Source organism: Streptomyces sp. NPDC050416, from assembly GCF_044458845.1.
GTDB lineage: Bacteria > Actinomycetota > Actinomycetes > Streptomycetales > Streptomycetaceae > Streptomyces.
Genome location: NZ_JBITII010000003.1, coordinates 773490 through 791430, shown reverse-complemented (window position 1 = coordinate 791430; position 17941 = coordinate 773490). Strand labels below are relative to the sequence as shown.

General features: G+C 71.1%; 19 protein-coding genes. 13 read left to right on the top strand and 6 right to left on the bottom strand.

Annotated features, from left to right (window positions below; all coding sequences use genetic code 11):
- The first annotated feature begins 19 nt into the window (after positions 1-19).
- From ACIBL4_RS13105 to ACIBL4_RS13095, 3 genes are all read left to right on the top strand, one after another.
- Positions 20-652: a TetR family transcriptional regulator gene (locus ACIBL4_RS13105; protein ID WP_399409256.1), complete on the top strand. Its 633-nt coding sequence runs from the start codon at positions 20-22 to the stop codon at positions 650-652.
- A 73-nt stretch (positions 653-725) separates the two neighbouring features.
- Positions 726-1934, top strand: coding sequence for an alpha/beta hydrolase (locus ACIBL4_RS13100; RefSeq protein ID WP_399409254.1), 1209 nt, complete (start codon positions 726-728; stop codon positions 1932-1934).
- A gap of 66 nt (positions 1935-2000) precedes the next feature.
- Entirely contained in the window at positions 2001-2870 is an 870-nt protein-coding gene (locus tag ACIBL4_RS13095; RefSeq protein WP_399409368.1) for a DUF4429 domain-containing protein, read from the top strand.
- 108 nt (positions 2871-2978) lie between these two features.
- Here the strand turns inward: ACIBL4_RS13095 and ACIBL4_RS13090 are convergent, their stop codons facing one another.
- Both ACIBL4_RS13090 and ACIBL4_RS13085 read right to left on the bottom strand, forming a co-directional pair.
- Entirely contained in the window at positions 2979-3995 is a 1017-nt protein-coding gene (locus ACIBL4_RS13090; protein WP_399409252.1) for an aldo/keto reductase, read from the bottom strand.
- Positions 3992-4456 carry a MerR family transcriptional regulator gene (locus tag ACIBL4_RS13085; RefSeq protein WP_356929090.1) on the bottom strand — a complete coding sequence of 155 codons (465 nt, stop codon included), beginning with the start codon at positions 4454-4456 and terminating at the stop codon, positions 3992-3994. Before ACIBL4_RS13085 ends, ACIBL4_RS13090 begins: the two co-directional genes overlap by 4 nt.
- Positions 4457-4554: 98 nt before the next feature.
- On the opposite strand from ACIBL4_RS13085, the gene ACIBL4_RS13080 reads away from it, so the two are divergent.
- Together ACIBL4_RS13080 and ACIBL4_RS13075 are read left to right on the top strand one after the other, a co-directional pair.
- Entirely contained in the window at positions 4555-5022 is a 468-nt protein-coding gene (locus ACIBL4_RS13080) for a GNAT family N-acetyltransferase (protein ID WP_399409249.1), read from the top strand.
- A gap of 18 nt (positions 5023-5040) precedes the next feature.
- Complete coding sequence (locus ACIBL4_RS13075) at positions 5041-5856, top strand: serine hydrolase domain-containing protein (RefSeq protein WP_399409247.1); 816 nt, start codon at positions 5041-5043, stop codon at positions 5854-5856.
- A 15-nt stretch (positions 5857-5871) separates the two neighbouring features.
- Here ACIBL4_RS13075 and ACIBL4_RS13070 read toward each other — a convergent pair whose 3' ends face one another.
- Complete coding sequence (locus ACIBL4_RS13070) at positions 5872-6522, bottom strand: pirin family protein (RefSeq protein WP_399409366.1); 651 nt, start codon at positions 6520-6522, stop codon at positions 5872-5874.
- A 61-nt stretch (positions 6523-6583) separates the two neighbouring features.
- Here ACIBL4_RS13070 and fasR point away from each other — a divergent pair, with 61 nt between their 5' ends.
- The 5 genes from fasR to fabF all read left to right on the top strand — a co-directional run bounded on the left by fasR (position 6584) and on the right by fabF (position 11514).
- Positions 6584-7786 carry a fatty acid biosynthesis transcriptional regulator FasR gene (gene fasR / locus ACIBL4_RS13065; RefSeq protein WP_399409245.1) on the top strand — a complete coding sequence of 401 codons (1203 nt, stop codon included), beginning with the start codon at positions 6584-6586 and terminating at the stop codon, positions 7784-7786.
- Between the two features lie 89 nt (positions 7787-7875).
- On the top strand, positions 7876-8808 hold the full coding sequence (locus ACIBL4_RS13060) for an ACP S-malonyltransferase (RefSeq protein ID WP_399409243.1): 933 nt from the start codon (positions 7876-7878) through the stop codon (positions 8806-8808).
- 16 nt (positions 8809-8824) lie between these two features.
- Positions 8825-9826: a ketoacyl-ACP synthase III gene (locus tag ACIBL4_RS13055; protein WP_356929095.1), complete on the top strand. Its 1002-nt coding sequence runs from the start codon at positions 8825-8827 to the stop codon at positions 9824-9826.
- 81 nt (positions 9827-9907) lie between these two features.
- On the top strand, positions 9908-10156 hold the full coding sequence (locus ACIBL4_RS13050) for an acyl carrier protein (RefSeq protein ID WP_003989952.1): 249 nt from the start codon (positions 9908-9910) through the stop codon (positions 10154-10156).
- Between the two features lie 86 nt (positions 10157-10242).
- Complete coding sequence (gene fabF, locus ACIBL4_RS13045; RefSeq protein ID WP_399409241.1) at positions 10243-11514, top strand: beta-ketoacyl-ACP synthase II; 1272 nt, start codon at positions 10243-10245, stop codon at positions 11512-11514.
- 132 nt (positions 11515-11646) lie between these two features.
- Here the strand turns inward: fabF and ACIBL4_RS13040 are convergent, their stop codons facing one another.
- A complete protein-coding gene (locus tag ACIBL4_RS13040; protein WP_010048534.1) occupies positions 11647-12141 on the bottom strand; it encodes a DUF3145 domain-containing protein in 495 nt (164 codons plus the stop codon).
- Positions 12142-12400: 259 nt separating this feature from the next.
- On the opposite strand from ACIBL4_RS13040, the gene ACIBL4_RS13035 reads away from it, so the two are divergent.
- Both ACIBL4_RS13035 and ACIBL4_RS13030 read left to right on the top strand, forming a co-directional pair.
- Positions 12401-13300 carry an SGNH/GDSL hydrolase family protein gene (locus ACIBL4_RS13035; protein ID WP_399409238.1) on the top strand — a complete coding sequence of 300 codons (900 nt, stop codon included), beginning with the start codon at positions 12401-12403 and terminating at the stop codon, positions 13298-13300.
- A 15-nt stretch (positions 13301-13315) separates the two neighbouring features.
- Entirely contained in the window at positions 13316-14287 is a 972-nt protein-coding gene (locus ACIBL4_RS13030) for an aldose epimerase family protein (protein WP_399409236.1), read from the top strand.
- 88 nt (positions 14288-14375) lie between these two features.
- Here the strand turns inward: ACIBL4_RS13030 and ACIBL4_RS13025 are convergent, their stop codons facing one another.
- On the bottom strand, positions 14376-16856 hold the full coding sequence (locus ACIBL4_RS13025) for a beta-glucosidase (RefSeq protein ID WP_399409363.1): 2481 nt from the start codon (positions 16854-16856) through the stop codon (positions 14376-14378).
- Between the two features lie 64 nt (positions 16857-16920).
- Here ACIBL4_RS13025 and ACIBL4_RS13020 point away from each other — a divergent pair, with 64 nt between their 5' ends.
- Positions 16921-17502, top strand: coding sequence for a TetR/AcrR family transcriptional regulator (locus tag ACIBL4_RS13020; RefSeq protein WP_399409234.1), 582 nt, complete (start codon positions 16921-16923; stop codon positions 17500-17502).
- Between the two features lies 1 nt (position 17503).
- Here the strand turns inward: ACIBL4_RS13020 and ACIBL4_RS13015 are convergent, their stop codons facing one another.
- Positions 17504-17893, bottom strand: coding sequence for a RidA family protein (locus ACIBL4_RS13015; protein WP_399409232.1), 390 nt, complete (start codon positions 17891-17893; stop codon positions 17504-17506).
- Positions 17894-17941 lie beyond the last annotated feature (48 nt).

Sequence of the window (17941 nt, the reverse complement as noted above, 5' to 3'; positions counted from 1 at the left end):
CGAAGAGAGAGGCACCTCTTTGAACCTGCGCGAACGCAAGAAACGGCGCACCCGGGACGCGCTGCTGCGGGCCGCCCTGGAACTGTTCGCCACGCGCGGGTACGAGGAGACGACCGTCGACGACATCGCCGCCGCCGTCGACGTCTCGCAGCGCACCTTCTTCCGCTACTTCGCGGGCAAGGAGGAGACGGCGTTCTACGTGCCGCGGCTCGCGGAGACCCAGGTCGTCGAGGCCGTACGGGCCCGCCCGCCGGGCGAGGCGCCGCTGGAAGCGCTGCGCCGGGCCGTGCTGGAGAGCTGGGACACGATCAACGAGACGATCGAGGAGATCGTGCCGGTCGAGCTCCACCTGCGCGTCTACCGGGTGATCGAGTCCACGCCCGCGCTGCTCGCCGCCCATCTGCGGCGGTCGGCGGAACTGGAGGAGGAGCTCGCGCGCATCATCGCCGAGCGCGAGGGGCTGGACGTGGACACGGACCCGCGGCCCCGCATCATCGTGGCCCTCTTCGGCGGAGTGGTTCGCGTCACCGAGCGACTGTGGTCCGCGGGGGACGACCTCACCCTGGAAGGAATGCGCCAACTCACCACCGCCTACCTCGATCAGGTGGGTCCGGCCCTGGCCGGGAACTGGCGTACGGAGCAGTCCCCTTAGCGCATCCCACGAAACGTGATCCCGGTCACTTGGTTAACGCGAGACCCTCTCGTTCTCCTAGTGTGTCCTTTCAGTGACTTCCTTCGACACCACCCCGCAGCTGAACGTCTGGCGCGCACTGCTCGCTCTGGCCGTCGTGTTCGTGATGCTGACGACCACCGGCTGGACCGCCCTGCGCAACCAGCGGGGCGACACGCCGCTCCAGGCCTCGCTCTCCGCCTGGGAGCACGGCCGGATCGGCGGTTACCGGCTGCCGGACCCGCAGTCCCAGCCGACGAAGCTGGCCCGCTTCTTCTCCTCGCTCACCGAGCGGGAACGCGCGAGCCTGGTCCGCAAGTACCCGCTCGCGGTCGGCAACATGAACGGCGCCCCGGTCGAACTGCGCTACCGCGCCAATCGCGTCGCGCTCGGCAAGGCACGCGAGGTCGAGCGGGAGCGTATGCAGGACAGCCGTCTCACCCCGTCCGGGAAACACGAGGCGCGCCGCCGGATGCACCGCTTCGAAGACCTCATGGAGAAGGGCCGCCACATCCTCGCCTTCGACCCCGACGGCTCGGGGCGCGTGGCAGAGGTCTTCGGCGACCTGCGCGAGGCGGAGCGGGTCTCGGTCGTCGTGCCCGGCGTGGACACCAACCTCCTCACCTTCCAGCGCACCCAGCGCAAGTACGCGGCGCCCGTCGGCATGGCCGAGTCCCTGTACACGGCCGAGCGGACGGCGAGTCCCTCGACCCGTACGGCCGTGATCGCCTGGGCCGACTACACGGCACCCAGCGGGCTCGGCATCGACTCGGCCACGGCGATGCGCGCCGAGGAGGGCGCCGTACGGCTGAACGCGCTGGTGCGGGCGCTGCCGGGCAGCTCGCCGGTCTCGCTGTTCTGCCACAGCTACGGCTCCGTGGTGTGCGGGGTCGCCGCCCACTCGCTGCCGGGCCGGGTCTCCGACATCGCGGTGGCCGGCAGCCCCGGCATGCGCGCGCAGAAGGCCGCCCAACTGCACACCGCCGCCCGGGTGTGGGCGATGCGGGACGCCGACGACTGGATCCAGGACGTGCCCTACCTGGAGTTCGGCGGGCTCGGCCACGGGGCCGATCCGGTGTCCGCCGGGTTCGGTGCGCGGGTGCTGTCGGCGCAGGGTGCCAAGGGTCACGCCGGCTACTTCGAGCCGGGTACGGCAAGTCTGATGAATTTCGCAGAGATCGGCGTTGGCGCATACCGCTCGGTGCACTGCGCGCACGAGGACGGCGTCTGCCGGACCGGTTTGTCCGGCACGGCCGCGGCCTGACGCGCGTAGAGGCGAAGAAACTGCGGTCTGCTCGGGAGGGGGACGGAGGAGCGCGTGCCGCATACGATGAGCCGCATGGGTGACGTACTGGCCGGATTTCATGCCGCCTGGGAGTTCGAGTCCGACTCCGTGCTCATCCGCTACGAACGGGGGATTCGAACACCCAGACTCTTCCAGGCGCTGGGGGAACGCCGTGTGCCCCTGGACGCGATCGCCGGGGTGACACTGACGCGCGGCAAGCGCGGCACGGTGGTGCTGCGCGTCGAGCCGCGGCCCGGTGCGGATCCGTTGATGGAGGCCGCCGCCGGACAGCTCAAGGACAGCGGCGATCCCTACCGGCTGGTGCTGCCCGCCGATCGGGAGGTCCTCGCGGAGTACTACGCCGACGAGTTGCGGTCGCTGCTGACGGAGTCGGAGTCCGGGCCGGCGGATCGGTTCCTGGTGGAGCCGCCGAAGGGGCCGCTGTCGTTCAAGGCGTACGACGGGAAGGCCTCGTTCGACGGGCGGACGGTGAACTTCCGGTGGTTCTGGACGGGGGCGTCGTCGGCGAAGTGGAAGGCCGGGGACCAGAGCTTCCCCGTCGGGGAGCTGAACGGGGTGGAGTGGCGCTCGCCCGAGGTCTTCGAGGGGCATCTGCGATTGCTGCGGCGCGACGAGTCGGGGGCCGGGGTGGTTGCGCAGGCCGACCAGGATCCTGCCGCGGTGGTGTTCGGGCTGGGGTACGGGCCCGTGCATGAGTCACTGCCGTTCGCCGCGGCGGTGTTGGCGGCGGTGCGGGCGTCGAGTCCGGTGGCGGCTGTGTCCGCGGGCGGGCCGCGGCGTGATCCTGCGGATATCGCCGAGCGGATTCGGCACCTTGGTGAACTGCATCAGGCCGGGTTGGTGACCGATGAGGAGTTTTCGGTCAAAAAGGCGGAATTGCTGGCGGAGCTTTAGCGTCTGCGGGGTGCTGCGCGCCGGCGGGTGCGGGTGCTTCGTGGCCGGTCGCGCACACGCGGCGGAGCCGCAGCAAATCGATACAGCCCCGCGCCCCTTATGTCCGCTTCACTCCCGTCCGGCGGAAGTGAAGGCCATGTCCGCGTAGCGGTTGCCTGCCACCTGGGCCGCTATGCCGTTCAGCAGGTCCAGTTGGTCGTCCGTCAGGACGATCCTGGTCGCTGCCGTGTTCTCCTCCAGCCTCATTGGCTTGCGGGTGCCGGGGATCGGGATGACCGGGAGGTGGTGGACCGCCGCCTGCTGCTGGACCCAGGCCAGGGCGATCTGGCCGAGGGAGGCGCCGTGGGAGTCGGCCACCGAGCGGATCAGCTCCAGCAGGGAGGCGTTGGTCGCCGCGTTGTCCCCGGTGAAACGGGGCTGCTGGCGGCGGAAGTCGCCCGGCGTCAGGTCCTGCTCGGCGTTGGTGAAGGAGCCGGTCAGGAAGCCGCGGCCGAGCGGGGAGTACGGGACCAGAGCCACGCCCAGGTCGCGGGCCGCGGGGACGACCTTCGGCTCGATGTCACGGCTGAACAGCGACCACTCGGACTGCACGGCCGTGATGGGGTGCACCGCGTGGGCGGCGCGCAGTTCGTCCGCCGTGACCTCGCTCAGGCCCAGGTGCTTGACCTTGCCCTCGCGGACCAGGTCGGCCATGGTGCCGACGCTCTCCTCGATCGGCACGTTCACATCGCGCCGGTGCATGTAGTAGAGGTCGATGACGTCGACGTCGAGGCGCTTCAGGCTCTCCTCGACGGCCTGGCGGATGTAGGGCGGGTCGTTGCGGACGATGCGGCGCGTCGGGTCGTCCGGGGGGATCGACAGGGCGAACTTGGTCGCGATGACGACCTCGTCGCGGTGTGCCTTGAAGAACGGTGACAGGAACCGCTCGTTCTCGCCGGCGCCGTACGCGTCGGCCGTGTCGTAGAGGGTGACGCCCAGTTCGAGCGCCCGTTCGAGGGTGGCCCGGGAGGCGTCCGCGTCCGAGGGGCCGTAGCCGAAGCTCATGCCCATGCAGCCGAGGCCCTGGACGCCCACCTCCGGGCCGTTGTCGCCGAGCTTCGCCGTTGTGATCCTGCCGTCCGTCATCGGGACCTCTCCGACGCCAGGGCCCGCCCGGCGTCCGCGTAGAAACTGATCTTCCGGTCGAGCACGGCGAGCGTGCCCCGGAGTTCGTCGATCCTGGCCAGCACGTCCTCGCGGGTCGTCTTCAGCAGCTCGAAGCGCTCGCCGTAGGTGTGGTCGCCCTCACGCACGAGTTCCGCGTACCTGACCATGTCGGCGACCGGCATGCCCGTCAGGCGGAGCTTGCCCACGAGGTCGAGCCAGTCGAGGTCGCGGTTGGTGTAGCGGCGCTGGCCGGTGTGGGACCGGTCGATGTGCGGCATCAGGCCGATGCGCTCGTACCAGCGCAGGGTGTGCGCCGTCAGGCCGGTCAGGGCGACGACCTCGCTGATCGTGTAGCGGTCCTCGCCGTCCGGACGCCGGTTCTGCTGGGGCGGGCCGGCGCAGCTGTCGGCCCTGGCACCCGTGGTCTCCATCACCGTCATGACCCCAACGCTAGAACCTTGGAGTGCACTCCAAGCAAGCGCGGACGGTAAGAAATCGGCAGGACGCTTCTTGATCCGGCTGGTTAACGTGGGGCGTCATGAGTGCCGTACGCCGCGCCCTGCCCGAGGACGCCGAGGAAGTCCTCCGTCTGCGCCAGATCATGATCGACTCGTTGTTCGGTGATCCCTCCGCGGTCTGGCACGGGGAGTCGCTCCCCACGCTGAGGGCCAAACTGAGCGAGCCGGACGGGGACTTCACGGCGTTCGTCGTGGACCACCCGGAGCGGCCGGGGGCGCTGGCGTCGCTGGTCGCCGGGACGATCGACTACCGCATCGGGAAGCCGGGCGAACCGCGGGGCATGGTGGGCTTCGTCTTCAGCGTCGCCACCGACCCGTCCGCCCGGCGCCGTGGATACGCGCGCGCGTGCATGACGACGCTGCTGGAGTGGTTCCGCGAGCGCGGCGCCCGGCGCGTACAGCTCACCGCCTCCCCGGAGGCCGAGCCGCTGTACGTCTCCCTCGGCTTCCGGCCCAAGCCCGACCCCTTGCTGGAGCTGACGCTCTGAGCGCATAGGCTCGAACCCATGTCGCTGAAGAGCCTCGCGTTGATCGAGAACTGGCCGGTTCCCACCGCCGCGGCGGGCGTCGTACGGGCGGACGGCACCGTGCTGGGCACCCACGGACCGGCCGGACAGCGGTTTCCGCTCGCGTCGGTGACCAAACCGCTCGCCGCCTACGCGGTTCTCGTCGCCTACGAAGAGGGGGCCGTCGAACTCGACGAGCCCGCCGGTCCGGCCGGGTCGACGGTCCGGCACCTGCTCGCGCACACCTCGGGCCTCGCCTTCGACGAGCACAAGGTCACGGCCCCGCCCGGGGAGCGGCGGCTGTACTCCAACGCCGGTTTCGAGCAGCTCGGCGACCACCTCGCGAAGGCGACCGACATCCCGTTCGGGGAGTACCTGCGGCAGGCCGTGCTGGAGCCGCTGGGGATGACCTCGACGACCCTGGACGGCTCTCCCGCCAAGGACGGCGTGTCCACGGTCGAGGACCTGCTGCGGTTCGCGGCCGAGGTGCAGGCCCCGCGGCTGCTGGACCCCCGTACGGTCGCCGAGGCGATGACCGTGCACTACCCGGGCACCAAGGGCGTCCTGCCGGGGTACGGGCACCAGAACCCCAACGACTGGGGGCTCGGCTTCGAGATCCGCGACTCCAAGTCCCCGCACTGGACGGGCTCTTCGTCCTCACCCCGCACGTTCGGACACTTCGGGCAGTCGGGCACGTTCCTGTGGATCGACCCCGACGCACGGGCCGCGTGCGTGGCGCTGACGGACCGGCCGTTCGGGCCGTGGGCGATCGAGGCGTGGCCGGCGTTCACGGACGCGGTGCTGGCGGAGCTCTAGAAGCGGCCCGGAGTTCTAGGCCATCTCCCAGACCAGCAGCTCGGCCTCCGTCACGCCCTCGGCCTCCAGGCCCTTCGCGTCGGTGATCCGGGCCGCGTCGCCGGTGCTCAGCGTCTCGCCGTCCAGGCGTACGTCCCCGCGTACGACGTGCACGTACGCGAACGCCGCGTCCGGTACGGCCGTCCGCTCCCCCGGCCCCAGGCGCCGGACGTGCAGCATCGCTCCGGCCTCGGGGACGGCGTAGGGCGTCGAGTCGGCGATGCCGTGGACGACCTCGTAGTACGGGTCGCCGCCGGGGCGGAGCGGGGCCAGCCACATCTGGACGAAGATGAGGCGGCCGGGGCCGTCGTTGCGCTCCACGTGACGCACCCCGCCCGCCGAGCTGAGCCGCTGGACGTCTCCGTGGCGCACCACCGACTCGTGCCCGGTGGAGTCCCGGTGCGTCAGCTCGCCCTCGACCACCCAGGTCACGATCTCGGTGTGGCTGTGCGGATGCTCGTCGAAGCCGGCGCCGGGCGCCAGGTGCTCCTCGTTGCAGGCGATCACCGCGCCGAAACGGAGGTTGTCCGGGTCGTAGTGGGGCCCGAAGGAGAAGGCGTGCCGACTCTCGATTCCGGCCGCCGGGTCACCGCCCTGGTAGCGCTCTTCGGCGCGCCGAATGTCCATCACGGAGTCCACCGTAGACCCGGCGACGCACCTTCCCGTCCGGATAAGGCAGTCTTGTCCCGTGCCCGAACCCGAAACCAGCAAGAACCAGGCCGCAGCCCACGTCCATCCGCATGCCGCGACGCTGAAGCGGCTGGAGAAGTCGTCCGGGTCGCTCGCCGCGCAGGCCATCGCGCGGATGGACGAGACGCTGCCCTGGTACCGGGCCATGCCCCCGGAGAACCGTTCCTGGATCGGTCTCGTCGCGCAGGCGGGTATCGCCGCCTTCACCGAATGGTTCCGGCATCCGGAAGCCCCGCAGGCCATCTCCACCGACGTGTTCGGAACCGCGCCGCGCGAGCTGACCCGGGCGATCACGCTGCGCCAGACCGTGGAGATGGTGCGCACCACCATCGAGGTCATGGAGTCCGCGATCGACGAGGTCGCGGCCCCCGGCGACGAGCGGGTGCTGCGCGAGGCGCTGCTCGTGTACGCCCGGGAGATCGCCTTCGCCACGGCCCAGGTGTACGCGCAGGCCGCAGAGGCACGCGGTGCCTGGGACGCCCGCCTGGAGTCCCTGGTCGTGAACGCCGTGCTCAGCGGCGAGGCCGACGAGGGCGCCGTCTCGCGGGCCGCCGCCCTCGGGTGGAACTCGCCCGAGCATGTGTGCGTCGTGCTGGGCACCGCGCCCGACGGGGACAGTGAGCTGACCGTCGAGGCCATACGGCGCGCGGCCCGGCACGCCAAGCTCCAGGTGCTCACCGGGGTGCTCGGCGACCGGCTGGTCGTCATCGCGGGCGGCAGCGACAACCCGCTGGCCGTGGCGAAGTCGCTCATCGGCCCGTTCGCGGCCGGGCCGGTCGTGGCGGGCCCCGTGGTGCCCGACCTCCAGGCCGCGACCCGGTCCGCGCAGGCTGCCGCGGCGGGCCTCAAGGCGTGTTCCGCCTGGCAGGACGCCCCGCGCCCGGTCCTGGCGGACGACCTGCTTCCGGAGCGGGCGATGGCCGGTGACCCCTCGGCCCGCGACCAACTGGTGGAGGAGATCTACAGACCGTTGGAGGAGGCCGGGGCCGCGCTCCTGGAGACCCTCAGCGTCTATCTCGAACAGGCGAGCAGTCTCGAAGGGGCCGCGCGGATGCTGTTCGTGCATCCCAACACCGTCCGCTACCGGCTTCGACGTGTGACTGACGTCACCGGCTGGTCACCCTCCGATGTACGCTCTGCGTTCACCCTGCGGATCGCGCTGATCCTGGGGCGTCTGGTCGATGGAGATCTCCAGCCCTAAGGTTTTGTCGGGGCTCGACAAAACCCCCTCGTGTTCTTCGTCCCTGTCCCCACGGGCGGCCGTGCCCGTCCCCAAGAGAGAGTGTGAGAGTGCTCGTACTCGTCGCTCCCGGCCAGGGCGCCCAGACGCCCGGCTTCCTGTCAGCATGGCTCGACTTCCCCGGTGTCCGCGGTGCCCTCGAGGCCTGGTCGGACACCGTGGGACTCGATCTGATCCGTTACGGCACCGAGGCCGACGCGGAGGAGATCCGCGACACCGCGGTGGCACAGCCGCTGCTGGTCGCGGCCGGACTGGCGTCCGCGTACATGCTCTTCGACGACCCGGCCGAGCTGCCGCGCAAGGTCGGTGCCCTCGCCGGTCACAGCGTCGGTGAGATCACCGCGGCCTCGCTCGCCGGGGTGCTCCCGCACGAGGAGGCGCTCCGCCTGGTCCGCACCCGCGGGCTCGCCATGGCCGAGGCCGCCGCCGTCACAGAGACCGGCATGGCCGCGCTCCTCGGCGGCGACCCCGAAGTGACGGTTCCGCACCTGGAGAAGCTCGGCCTGACCCCGGCGAACATCAACGGCGCGGGTCAGATCGTCGCGGCCGGCACCAAGGAGCAGCTCGCCGCGCTGGAGGCGGACAAGCCCGAGGGCGTGCGCAAGGTCGTCGCGCTGAAGGTGGCCGGCGCCTTCCACACGCACCACATGGCCCCCGCGGTCGACACGCTGGCGAAGGCCGCCGAGGGCCTGGCGCCCGGCGACCCGGAGGTCACCTACGTCTCGAACAAGGACGGGCAGGCGGTCGCCACCGGCACCGAGGTGCTGGACCGTCTGGTCGGCCAGGTCGCCAACCCGGTCCGCTGGGACCTGTGCATGGAGACCTTCAAGGAGCTCGGTGTCACGGCCCTGATCGAGGTGTGCCCCGGCGGGACCCTCACCGGCCTGGCCAAGCGTGCCCTGCCCGGCGTGAAGACGCTGGCCCTGAAGTCCCCCGCCGACCTCGACGCGGCTCGCGAGCTCATCGCCGAGCACAGTGCCTGAGAAGGAGCCCGAGAGCATGGCGAAGATCAAGCCCAGCAAGGGCGCCCCGTACGCGCGGATCCTCGGCGTCGGCGGCTATCGCCCGACCCGGGTCGTGCCGAACGAGGTGATCCTGGAGACGATCGAGTCGTCCGACGAGTGGATCCGCTCGCGCTCCGGCATCGAGACGCGGCACTGGGCCTCCGACGAGGAGACCGTCGCCGCGATGTCGATCGAGGCGTCCGGCAAGGCCATCGCCGACGCCGGCATCTCCGTCGAGCAGATCGGCGGCGTGATCGTCTCCACCGTCTCGCACTTCAAGCAGACTCCGGCCGTCGCCACCGAGATCGCCGACAAGCTGGGCACCGACCGGGCCGCCGCGTTCGACATCTCGGCGGGCTGCGCGGGCTTCGGCTACGGCCTCACGCTCGCCAAGGGCATGATCGTCGAGGGCTCCGCGGAGTACGTCCTGGTGATCGGCGTCGAGCGGCTGAGCGATCTGACCGACCTGGAGGACCGCGCGACGGCCTTCCTGTTCGGCGACGGAGCCGGCGCGGTCGTGGTCGGCCCGGCCCAGGAGCCCGCGATCGGCCCGACCGTGTGGGGCTCCGAGGGCGACAAGTCCGACACCATCAAGCAGACCGTGCCGTGGACGGACTACCGCGACGGGACGGTCGAGAAGTTCCCCGCGATCACCCAGGAAGGCCAGGCGGTGTTCCGCTGGGCCGTGTTCGAGATGGCGAAGGTCGCCCAGCAGGCGCTGGACGCGGCCGGGATCACCGTGGACGACCTGGACGTCTTCATCCCGCACCAGGCCAACGTGCGGATCATCGACTCGATGGTGAAGACACTGAAACTGCCGGAGCACGTCACGGTCGCCCGTGACATCCGCACCACCGGCAACACCTCGGCCGCCTCGATCCCGCTCGCGATGGAGCGGCTCCTGGCGACCGGCGAGGCGAAGAGCGGCGACACCGCGCTCGTCATCGGCTTCGGGGCGGGTCTCGTCTACGCCGCGACTGTCGTTACCCTCCCCTAGGCACGCTGTGCCGGATCATGCGGTCCGGCACAGGAGAAACACCTGCCACACCCTCTGGAACATCTACGAAGGAGCGCCGACATGGCCGCCACTCAGGAAGAGATCGTCGCCGGTCTCGCCGAGATCGTGAACGAGATCGCCGGCATCCCGGTTGAGGACGTCCAGCTGGACAAGTCCTTCACCGACGACCTGGACGTCGACTCGCTGTCCATGGTCGAGGTCGTCGTCGCCGCCGAAGAGCGCTTCGACGTCAAGATCCCGGACGAGGACGTCAAGAACCTCAAGACCGTCGGCGACGCGACCGACTACATCCTCAAGCACCAGGGCTGATCGACCGATCAGGCCTTTGGGCTGACTGCCCCGCCACCCGGCGGTGGCGCCGCTTAATCCTCGGATCCGTTGGAGAAAGAATTCCCGTGAGCTCGACCAATCGCACCGTGGTCGTCACCGGTATCGGCGCAACCACACCGCTGGGTGGCGACGTAGCCTCTACCTGGGAGGGCCTGATCGCCGGACGTTCCGGCGTCAAGCCCCTGGAGCAGGACTGGGCCGCCGAGCAGGCGGTCAAGATCGCCGCCCCGGTCGCCGTGGAGCCGACCGAGGTCATCCCCCGGCCGCAGGCCCGCCGACTCGACCGCTCGGCGCAGTTCGCGCTGGTCGCGGCCAAGGAGGCCTGGGCGGACGCCGGTTTCGAGGCGAAGGCCGGCGAGGACCCGGCCGTCGACCCCGACCGGCTCGGCGCGGTCATCGCCTCCGGCATCGGCGGCGTGACGACGCTCCTCGACCAATACGACGTGCTCAAGGAGAAGGGCGTCCGCCGCGTCTCCCCGCACACCGTTCCCATGCTGATGCCCAACAGCCCGTCGGCCAACGTCGGTTTGGCCGTGGGTGCCCGGGCGGGCGTGCACACGCCGGTCTCCGCCTGTGCCTCCGGCGCCGAGGCCATCGGCTACGCCATCGAGATGATCCGCACCGGCCGCGCCGACGTCGTCGTCGCCGGTGGTACGGAGGCGGCGATCCACCCGCTGCCCATCGCCGCGTTCGGCAACATGATGGCGATGTCCAAGAACAACGACGACCCGCAGGGCGCGTCGCGTCCCTACGACGTGGCCCGCGACGGCTTCGTCCTCGGCGAGGGCGCCGGTGTCGTCGTCCTGGAGTCCGCCGAGCACGCCGCCAAGCGCGGGGCCCGGGTGTACGCCGAGGCGGTCGGGCAGGGCATCTCCGCCGACAGCCACGACATCGTGCAGCCGGAGCCGGAGGGGCGGGGCATCTCGCACGCCCTGCAGAACCTGCTGGAGCGCACCGATCTGGACCCGGCGGAGATCGTGCACGTCAACGCGCACGCGACGTCGACGCCGGCCGGTGACATCGCCGAGCTGAAGGCGCTGCGGAAGGTGTTCGGTGACGACACCGACCACATCGCCGTGTCGGCGACGAAGTCGATGACCGGGCATCTGCTGGGTGGTGCGGGTGGTGTCGAGACGGTGGCGACCGTGCTCGCGCTGTACCACCGGGTGGCTCCGCCGACGATCAACGTGGAGAACCTCGACCCGGAGGCCGAGGCGAACGCCGATGTCGTCCGGGGTGAGGCTCGGAAGCTGCCGGTCGATGGGCGTATCGCCGCGTTGAACGACTCGTTCGGGTTCGGTGGGCACAACGTGGTGCTGGCGTTCCGGACGGTTTGATCCTGCCTTACGGCGAGTGGCCCGGACTCTTCGTGAGTTCGGGCCACTCGCCGTTCTGTTTCGCGTTGTATGCCGGGTGCGGGTTCGTGGGGGCTTGTCGCGCAGTTCCCGGCGCCCCTTAAAAGAAGGGCGCTACACCACCTGGTGGAGCCAGCGGACCGGGGCGCCCTCTCCTGCGTAGCGGAAGGGTTCCAGTTCGTCGTCCCAGGGCTTGCCGAGCAGCTTGTTGAGTTCGGCCTCCAGGTCCGTCTCGCCGCGCTGGCTGCGTTGCAGGGCCGCGCGCAGGCGGTCCTCGGGGATGAGGATGTCGCCGTGGATGCCGGTGACGGCGTGGAAGATGCCCAGGTCGGGCGTGCAGCTGTAGCGCTCGCCCTCGGCGGTGGGGCAGGGTTCCGCGGTGACCTCGAAGCGGAGCAGGTGCCAGCCGCGCAGCGCGGAGGCGAGCTTGGACGCCGTGCCGGCCTGGCCCTGCCAGGAGAACTCCGAGCGCCAGGTGCCCGGGGCGGCGGGCTGACGGATCCAGTCCAGGCTGACGCGCGTACCGAGCACCCCGGCGACGGCCCACTCGACGTGCGGGCACAGCGCGCGCGGCGCCGAGTGCACGTACAGAACTCCACGTGTCGTCACCGGAACCTCCGGGCAGAGCGGGACATCTTGGAAACGGGCGGAACGGCTGTGACCGGGAGGGTCACGTTGATGGCGAGGCTACCGTGCGGTGACGCAAGGAGTGTGACGTACGGTCGGTCCAGGTGCCGGGAAACTCCCGCCATTCACCCAGGGGGACGCTTGTACGGGTGTGAGCCGTTGCACCTGATCGGTCGGGAACCCTCGTGCGTTGTTATTGGTTGGGCAGACAGGCACGGCGCGGCGAGGGGATGGACCAGGGATGCGGAAGCGAAGCCACCGCTCGCGCGTCGTTCTTGCCGTGGCCGTGGCGGCCGCCCTGGGTGCCGCCGGGTGTGACGCCGTCGGGGGCGACTCCCCCGCCCCGTCCGCCACCGCCAGGCCGTCCCCCAGGCCCACGCCCCTGTGGGACCGCAGCCCGAGTTCCGTCGCGGCCGTGGGGGATTCCATCACGCGGGGTTTCGACGCCTGTGACGTGCTGTCGGACTGCCCGGAGGCGTCCTGGGCGACCGGCGCGAGCCCCGAGGTCGACTCCCTCGCCGTCCGGCTGCTGGGGCGGACCGGAGCGGCGAAGCGGAGCTGGAACTACGCCGTGACCGGGGCGCGGATGGCGGACCTGCCCGGGCAGATCGACCGGGCCGTGCGGCGGAAGCCGCAGCTGGTGACGGTGATGGTGGGGGCCAACGACGCCTGCCGGGCCACCCCCTCGGCGATGACCCCGGTCGGCGAGTTCCGCGCCGACTTCGAGGACTCCCTGCGCTCCTTGCGCAAGGCGCTGCCCAAGGCCCAGGTGTTCGTGGCGAGCGTGCCGAATCTGAAGCGGCTGTGGTCCGAGGGCCGCACCAGCCCGATGGGCAAGCAGGTCTGGCAGCTGGGCATCTGCCCGTCGATGCTGGGTGACGCGGACGCCCTGGACTCGGCGGCCAACCTGCGGCGGAACACGGTGCAGAAGCGGGTGGAGGACTACAACAAGGTCCTGAAGGAGGTCTGCGCCAAGGACAAGCGGTGCCGCTACGACGGGGGCGCGGTGTACGACTACCGCTTCGGCACCGCCCAGTTGAGCCGCTGGGACTACTTCCACCCGAGCGTGAACGGACAGGCCCGGTTGGCGGAGATCGCCTACCGGACCGTCACGGCGGAGCGGCCCTCAGCCGGGGGCTGACTTAGAGTTCCGCACATGAACGAACTCTTCGGCACACTTTCCGACGGCACGCCGGTGCACCGCTGGACCCTGGAGCGGGCGGGCGTCCGGGTGCGGATCCTGTCGTACGGCGGAATCGTGCAGTCCGTCGAGGTGCCGGACCGGGAGGGGCGGCCCGGGGACGTGGTGCTGGGGTTTCCCAGTCTCGACGGCTATCTCACGCATCCGGAGCCGTATCTCGGCGCCCTGGTCGGGCGGTACGCCAACCGGATCGCCGGGGCCCGGTTCCCGCTGGACGGGCGGACGTACGCGCTGGAACCGAACAACGGGCCGAACGCGCTGCACGGTGGCGTGCGGGGCTTCGACAAGCGGGTGTGGGAGGGGACGCCCGTCGAGCACGGGGTGCGGCTCGCGCGGGTCAGTCCGCACGGGGAGGAGGGCTTCCCGGGGCGGCTGGAGGTCTCGGCGACGTACACGCTCCAGCAGAGCGGTGCGCTGCGGATCGCGTACGAGGCGGTGACGGACGCGCCGACCGTGGTGAACCTGACGAACCACAGCTACTTCAACCTGGCCGGTTCCGGTGACGCGGGCGGCCATGAGCTGCGCCTGGCCGCCTCCCGGTACACGCCGGTGGACGCGGACCTGATCCCGACCGGCAGCCTGGACGACGTGACCGGCACGCGCTTCGACTTCCGCGAGGCCCGCAAGACCGGCGCCGGCTACGACCACAACTTCGTGCTCGACAAGGGCGTGACGGACGTTCCGGAACAGGTCGCCGAGCTGCACGACCCGGCGTCCGGGCGGGTGCTGACGGTGGCGACCACCGAGCCCGGACTCCAGCTGTACACCGCCGACCATCTGGGTGAGCCCTTCGCGCCCGGCGACGGCATCGCGCTGGAGACCCAGCACTTCCCCGACTCCCCGAACCGGCCGGAGTTCCCGGGCACGGTGCTGCGGCCGGGCGGGGTGTACCGCTCGGAGACGGTGTACGGGTTCGGCATCCGCTAGGGCGTGCCGGGGCTCTTGAGAGACCACGAGCCCCGGTCCAGGGGTCAGGTCCCGGACCGGGGCTGCTCTGTGGGGAACTTGTCCCGGATCAGACGTTAATCGTCGCGGTGATCCTGCGGTCCGTGATCGAGCGCCCGACCTGGATCTCGTACGAACCCTTCACACACGACCACGACATGGTCGTCTCGTCCCAGATCTCGAAGGCCCGGCGCGGCAGTTCGACGGTCGCCTCGACGCTCTCGCCGGGTCCGGCGTCCACGCCCGCGAATCCGGCCAGCCAGCGGGCCGGGCGGGCGGGGTCGGGCTCGCTCGGGGCGAGGTAGAGCTGGACGACCTCGTGGCCGGGGCGGTCGCCGGTGTTGCGGAGGCGGACCTTCGCGGTGGTGGTGTCGGCAGTGCCTTCAACCTCGACCGACTCGTAGGTCCAGTCGGTGTAGCCGAGGCCGTGGCCGAAGGGGTAGGCAGGGGTGCGGCCCTGCTTCTCCCAGGCGCGGTAGCCGATGAAGACGTCCTCGTCGTAGGGGAGTTCGCCGTCCTCCGGGACGACCCGGGTGACCGGGGCGTCGGCGAGGGAGCCCCAGGTGGTGGGCAGGCGGCCGCCGGGTTCGTGGGCGCCGGTGAGGACGTCGGCGAGGGCCGCGCCGCCCTCCTGGCCGGGGAACCAGGTGAGGAGTACGGCGGCGACGTCGTCACGCCACGGCATCTCCACCGGGGAGCCGGCGTTGACGACCACGACGGTGTCCGGGTTGGCGGCGGCGACGGCCCGGACCAGGTCGTCCTGGCGGCCGGGCAGGCGCAGGTCCGTGCGGTCGAAGCCCTCCGACTCGACGCGGTCGGTGGTGGCGACCACGACGACGGCCGTGTCGGCGGCCCGGGCGGCCGCGGCGGCCTCGGCGATCAGCTCGTCGGGGTCGCGCTGCGGGTCCTGGTGGGCGAGCGTGAAGCCGATGGTCCGCATGGGGTGGTCGCTGGACGGCGGGACGGTGCAGGTCAGGGAGACCTCGACCGGTTCGCCCGTGGTCAGGTCGACCCGGGCGTGGGGCACCGGGGAGCCGAAGAACGCCGCGAAGGGGTCGCCGTCCTCGGCGGGGCGCTGGACGTCGTCGAAGTACGTGGTGCCCGCGACGGTCAGTTTGAAGGGACCGAGGCCCTTGATGCCGAAGGTGTGCGTGCCGGTCTCGCGCGGGGTGAAGGTGCCCGTCAGCTCGACGGTCGCCAGAGTGTCGTGGGTGACGCCGTCCGGGAGGTCGTCGCCCATCCACTGGATGTGGCCGCCGGCGGCCGAGCGGGTGCCGATGACCGTGCCCTCGCTGTCGCGGCACACGGCGCGCAGCTCGAAGCCCTGGCCGGCCACGGGGAGTTCGGTGTTCGGGTCGGCGCCGAGGGCGTAGGTGAGGCTGCCGTCGGGGAGGGCGGCGGTGAGGCCGTCGAGCGGGGAGACGGTCCGGGCGGGGAAAACGGTGGCGGAGCCGCCGCCGAGGACGCGGGCGTCGCGGGCGGCGGCGCCGATCAGCGCGATCCTTCCGGGCTTCAGCGGGAGCGCGCCGCTGTCGTTGCGGACGAGGACGAAGGAGCGGCGGGCGATCTCGCGGGCGAGCGCCTCGCCGTGGACGGACTCGGGCAGGTCGGTGACGGCCGGTTCGGCGCCCTCCAGGACGCCGACCCGGGCGGCGAGGCGCAGCACGCGGCGGACGGCCTCGTCGACCCGCGCCTCGTCGGCCCGGCCGTCCCGTACGGCCTGCGCGAGGGCCTCGCCGTAGACGGTCCCCGGGCCGGGCATGGCGATGTCGAGGCCGCCGGCGAGGGCGCCGGTGGTGGAGCGGGCGGCGGTCCAGTCCGAGACGTTGATCCCGTCGAAGCCCCACTCGCCGCGCAGGACCTCGTTGACCAGGTAGTGGTGCTCGGTCATCGTCGTGCCGTTGACCGTGTTGTAGGCGGTCATGATGCCCCAGGGGTGGGCGTTCTCGACGATCGCCTCGAAGGGGGCCAGGTACAGCTCGCGCAGGGCGCGTTCGCTGACGAGGTTGTTCACCGTGAGGCGGTCGGTCTCGGCGTCGTTGGCGACGAAGTGCTTGACGGTGGTGCCGACGCCGCCGGACTGGACGCCCCGGACGTACGCCGCGCCGATCCGGCCCGTGAGGTACGGGTCCTCGCTGTAGGCCTCGAAGTGGCGGCCGCCGAGCGGGGATCGGTGCAGGTTGACCGTGGGGGCGAGCAGGACGTGGACGCCCTTGCGGCGGGCCTCCTGCGCCAGCAGCACACCGGCCCGGTGGGCGAGCCCCGGGTCCCAGGTGGCGGCGAGGGCGGTCGGTGAGGGCAGGGCGACGGACGGGTCGTCGGCGCTCCAGTGCACCCCGCGGACGCCGATCGGGCCGTCGGACATGACCAGTGAGGCCAGTCCGGCCTCCGGCAGGGCGGGCAGGCTCCACATGTCCTGGCCGGCCAGCAGCCGGGTCTTGGCGTCCAGGTCGAGTTTGCCGAGGGCGGCCTCGACCGCCACCTCGCGCCGTCCCTCTGCTGTCTCCGCCACGTCGGCACCTCCACGTCGAAAGCCGCTGGATGTCACCATCGTGCCCGGGTTACCTGTCATGCGGTAGGTTTCGTTACCTCCTAGTGATAATGACTGGTTCGACATGTCGTACGGTGACGCCATGAGGGCCAGGTCGAGAAGCGAGGAACGGCGCGCTGAGATCGTGCGGGCCGCCCTGGAGGTGATCGCCGAGCGCGGTTACCGCGGGGCGAGCCTGGCCGCGGTCGCCGAGCGGGTCGGGCTCACCCAGCAGGGGTTGCTGCACCACTTCCCGACGAAGGAGGCGCTGCTGGTGGCGGTGCTGCAGGAGCGGGACCGCTGGGACGCGCTGCCGGCCGGCCGACTGCGCCTGGACCTGCTGGCGTCGCTGGTCGAGTACAACGCCATGCGACCGGCCATCATCCAGACCTTCTCGGCGCTGCTCGGCGAGAGCGTCACGGAGGGGCATCCGGCCAGGGCGTACTTCACGGAGCGCTATGTCGGGGTGCGCGCCGGCACGGCCGAGGTACTGCGCGCCGAGTACGGCGACCGGCTGCCGAGCGGCCTCACCCCCGAGCGGGCGGCACCGCTCCTCGTGGCGATCCTGGACGGGCTGCAGTACCAGTGGCTGCTGGACCCTGAGTCGGTCGACATGGCGTCCGCGTTCCGGGACTTCCTGACACTGCTGGGCGAGAACGAGGACTGACCTAGCGGACGGCCGGGACGGCCGCCACGGCCTCCACCTCGACGAGGGCCTCCGGCCGGAAGAGCCGGGACACCTCGAAGGTCATGCTGGTCGGCGGGGTCCCGGTGAGGAACTGCCGTCGCACGGTGCCGTATTCGTCCAGCTTCGAGATGTCGGTCAGGTACGTGCGGATGCTGATCACGTCGGCCAGGGTGGCGCCGTGTGCCTCCAGCAGGGCGGCGAGGGTCTCGAAGACGCCCCGGGTCTGCTCGGCGAGGGCGTCGCCCTCCGCGATCTGGCCGGAGACGAACAACAGGACGCTGCCGTCGGCGTGTTCGACGCGGGCAACCTGCGAGTAGTACGGGCTGAGGGGCTGGGGTGCGGAGGCGGGGTTGTCCAGCGTGATCTGCATGCCGTCGACGCTAGGCGGGTGCCGTTGATGCGACAAGCGAATGTCTAG

What these genes read in the sequence shown, in the direction of transcription:
- ACIBL4_RS13090 (WP_399409252.1), bottom strand. Translation starts at nt 3,995, where the DNA reads ATGACGGACGGCAGGATCACAACGGCGAAGCTCGGCGACAACGGCCCG.
- ACIBL4_RS13035 (WP_399409238.1), top strand. Translation starts at nt 12,401, where the DNA reads ATGCGGAAGCGAAGCCACCGCTCGCGCGTCGTTCTTGCCGTGGCCGTG.
- ACIBL4_RS13020 (WP_399409234.1), top strand. Translation starts at nt 16,921, where the DNA reads ATGTCGTACGGTGACGCCATGAGGGCCAGGTCGAGAAGCGAGGAACGG.
- ACIBL4_RS13055 (WP_356929095.1), top strand. Translation starts at nt 8,825, where the DNA reads ATGGCGAAGATCAAGCCCAGCAAGGGCGCCCCGTACGCGCGGATCCTC.
- ACIBL4_RS13080 (WP_399409249.1), top strand. Translation starts at nt 4,555, where the DNA reads ATGAGTGCCGTACGCCGCGCCCTGCCCGAGGACGCCGAGGAAGTCCTC.
- ACIBL4_RS13015 (WP_399409232.1), bottom strand. Translation starts at nt 17,893, where the DNA reads ATGCAGATCACGCTGGACAACCCCGCCTCCGCACCCCAGCCCCTCAGC.
- ACIBL4_RS13050 (WP_003989952.1), top strand. Translation starts at nt 9,908, where the DNA reads ATGGCCGCCACTCAGGAAGAGATCGTCGCCGGTCTCGCCGAGATCGTG.
- ACIBL4_RS13085 (WP_356929090.1), bottom strand. Translation starts at nt 4,456, where the DNA reads ATGACGGTGATGGAGACCACGGGTGCCAGGGCCGACAGCTGCGCCGGC.
- ACIBL4_RS13070 (WP_399409366.1), bottom strand. Translation starts at nt 6,522, where the DNA reads ATGGACATTCGGCGCGCCGAAGAGCGCTACCAGGGCGGTGACCCGGCG.
- ACIBL4_RS13030 (WP_399409236.1), top strand. Translation starts at nt 13,316, where the DNA reads ATGAACGAACTCTTCGGCACACTTTCCGACGGCACGCCGGTGCACCGC.
- ACIBL4_RS13095 (WP_399409368.1), top strand. Translation starts at nt 2,001, where the DNA reads ATGAGCCGCATGGGTGACGTACTGGCCGGATTTCATGCCGCCTGGGAG.
- ACIBL4_RS13025 (WP_399409363.1), bottom strand. Translation starts at nt 16,856, where the DNA reads ATGGTGACATCCAGCGGCTTTCGACGTGGAGGTGCCGACGTGGCGGAG.
- ACIBL4_RS13075 (WP_399409247.1), top strand. Translation starts at nt 5,041, where the DNA reads ATGTCGCTGAAGAGCCTCGCGTTGATCGAGAACTGGCCGGTTCCCACC.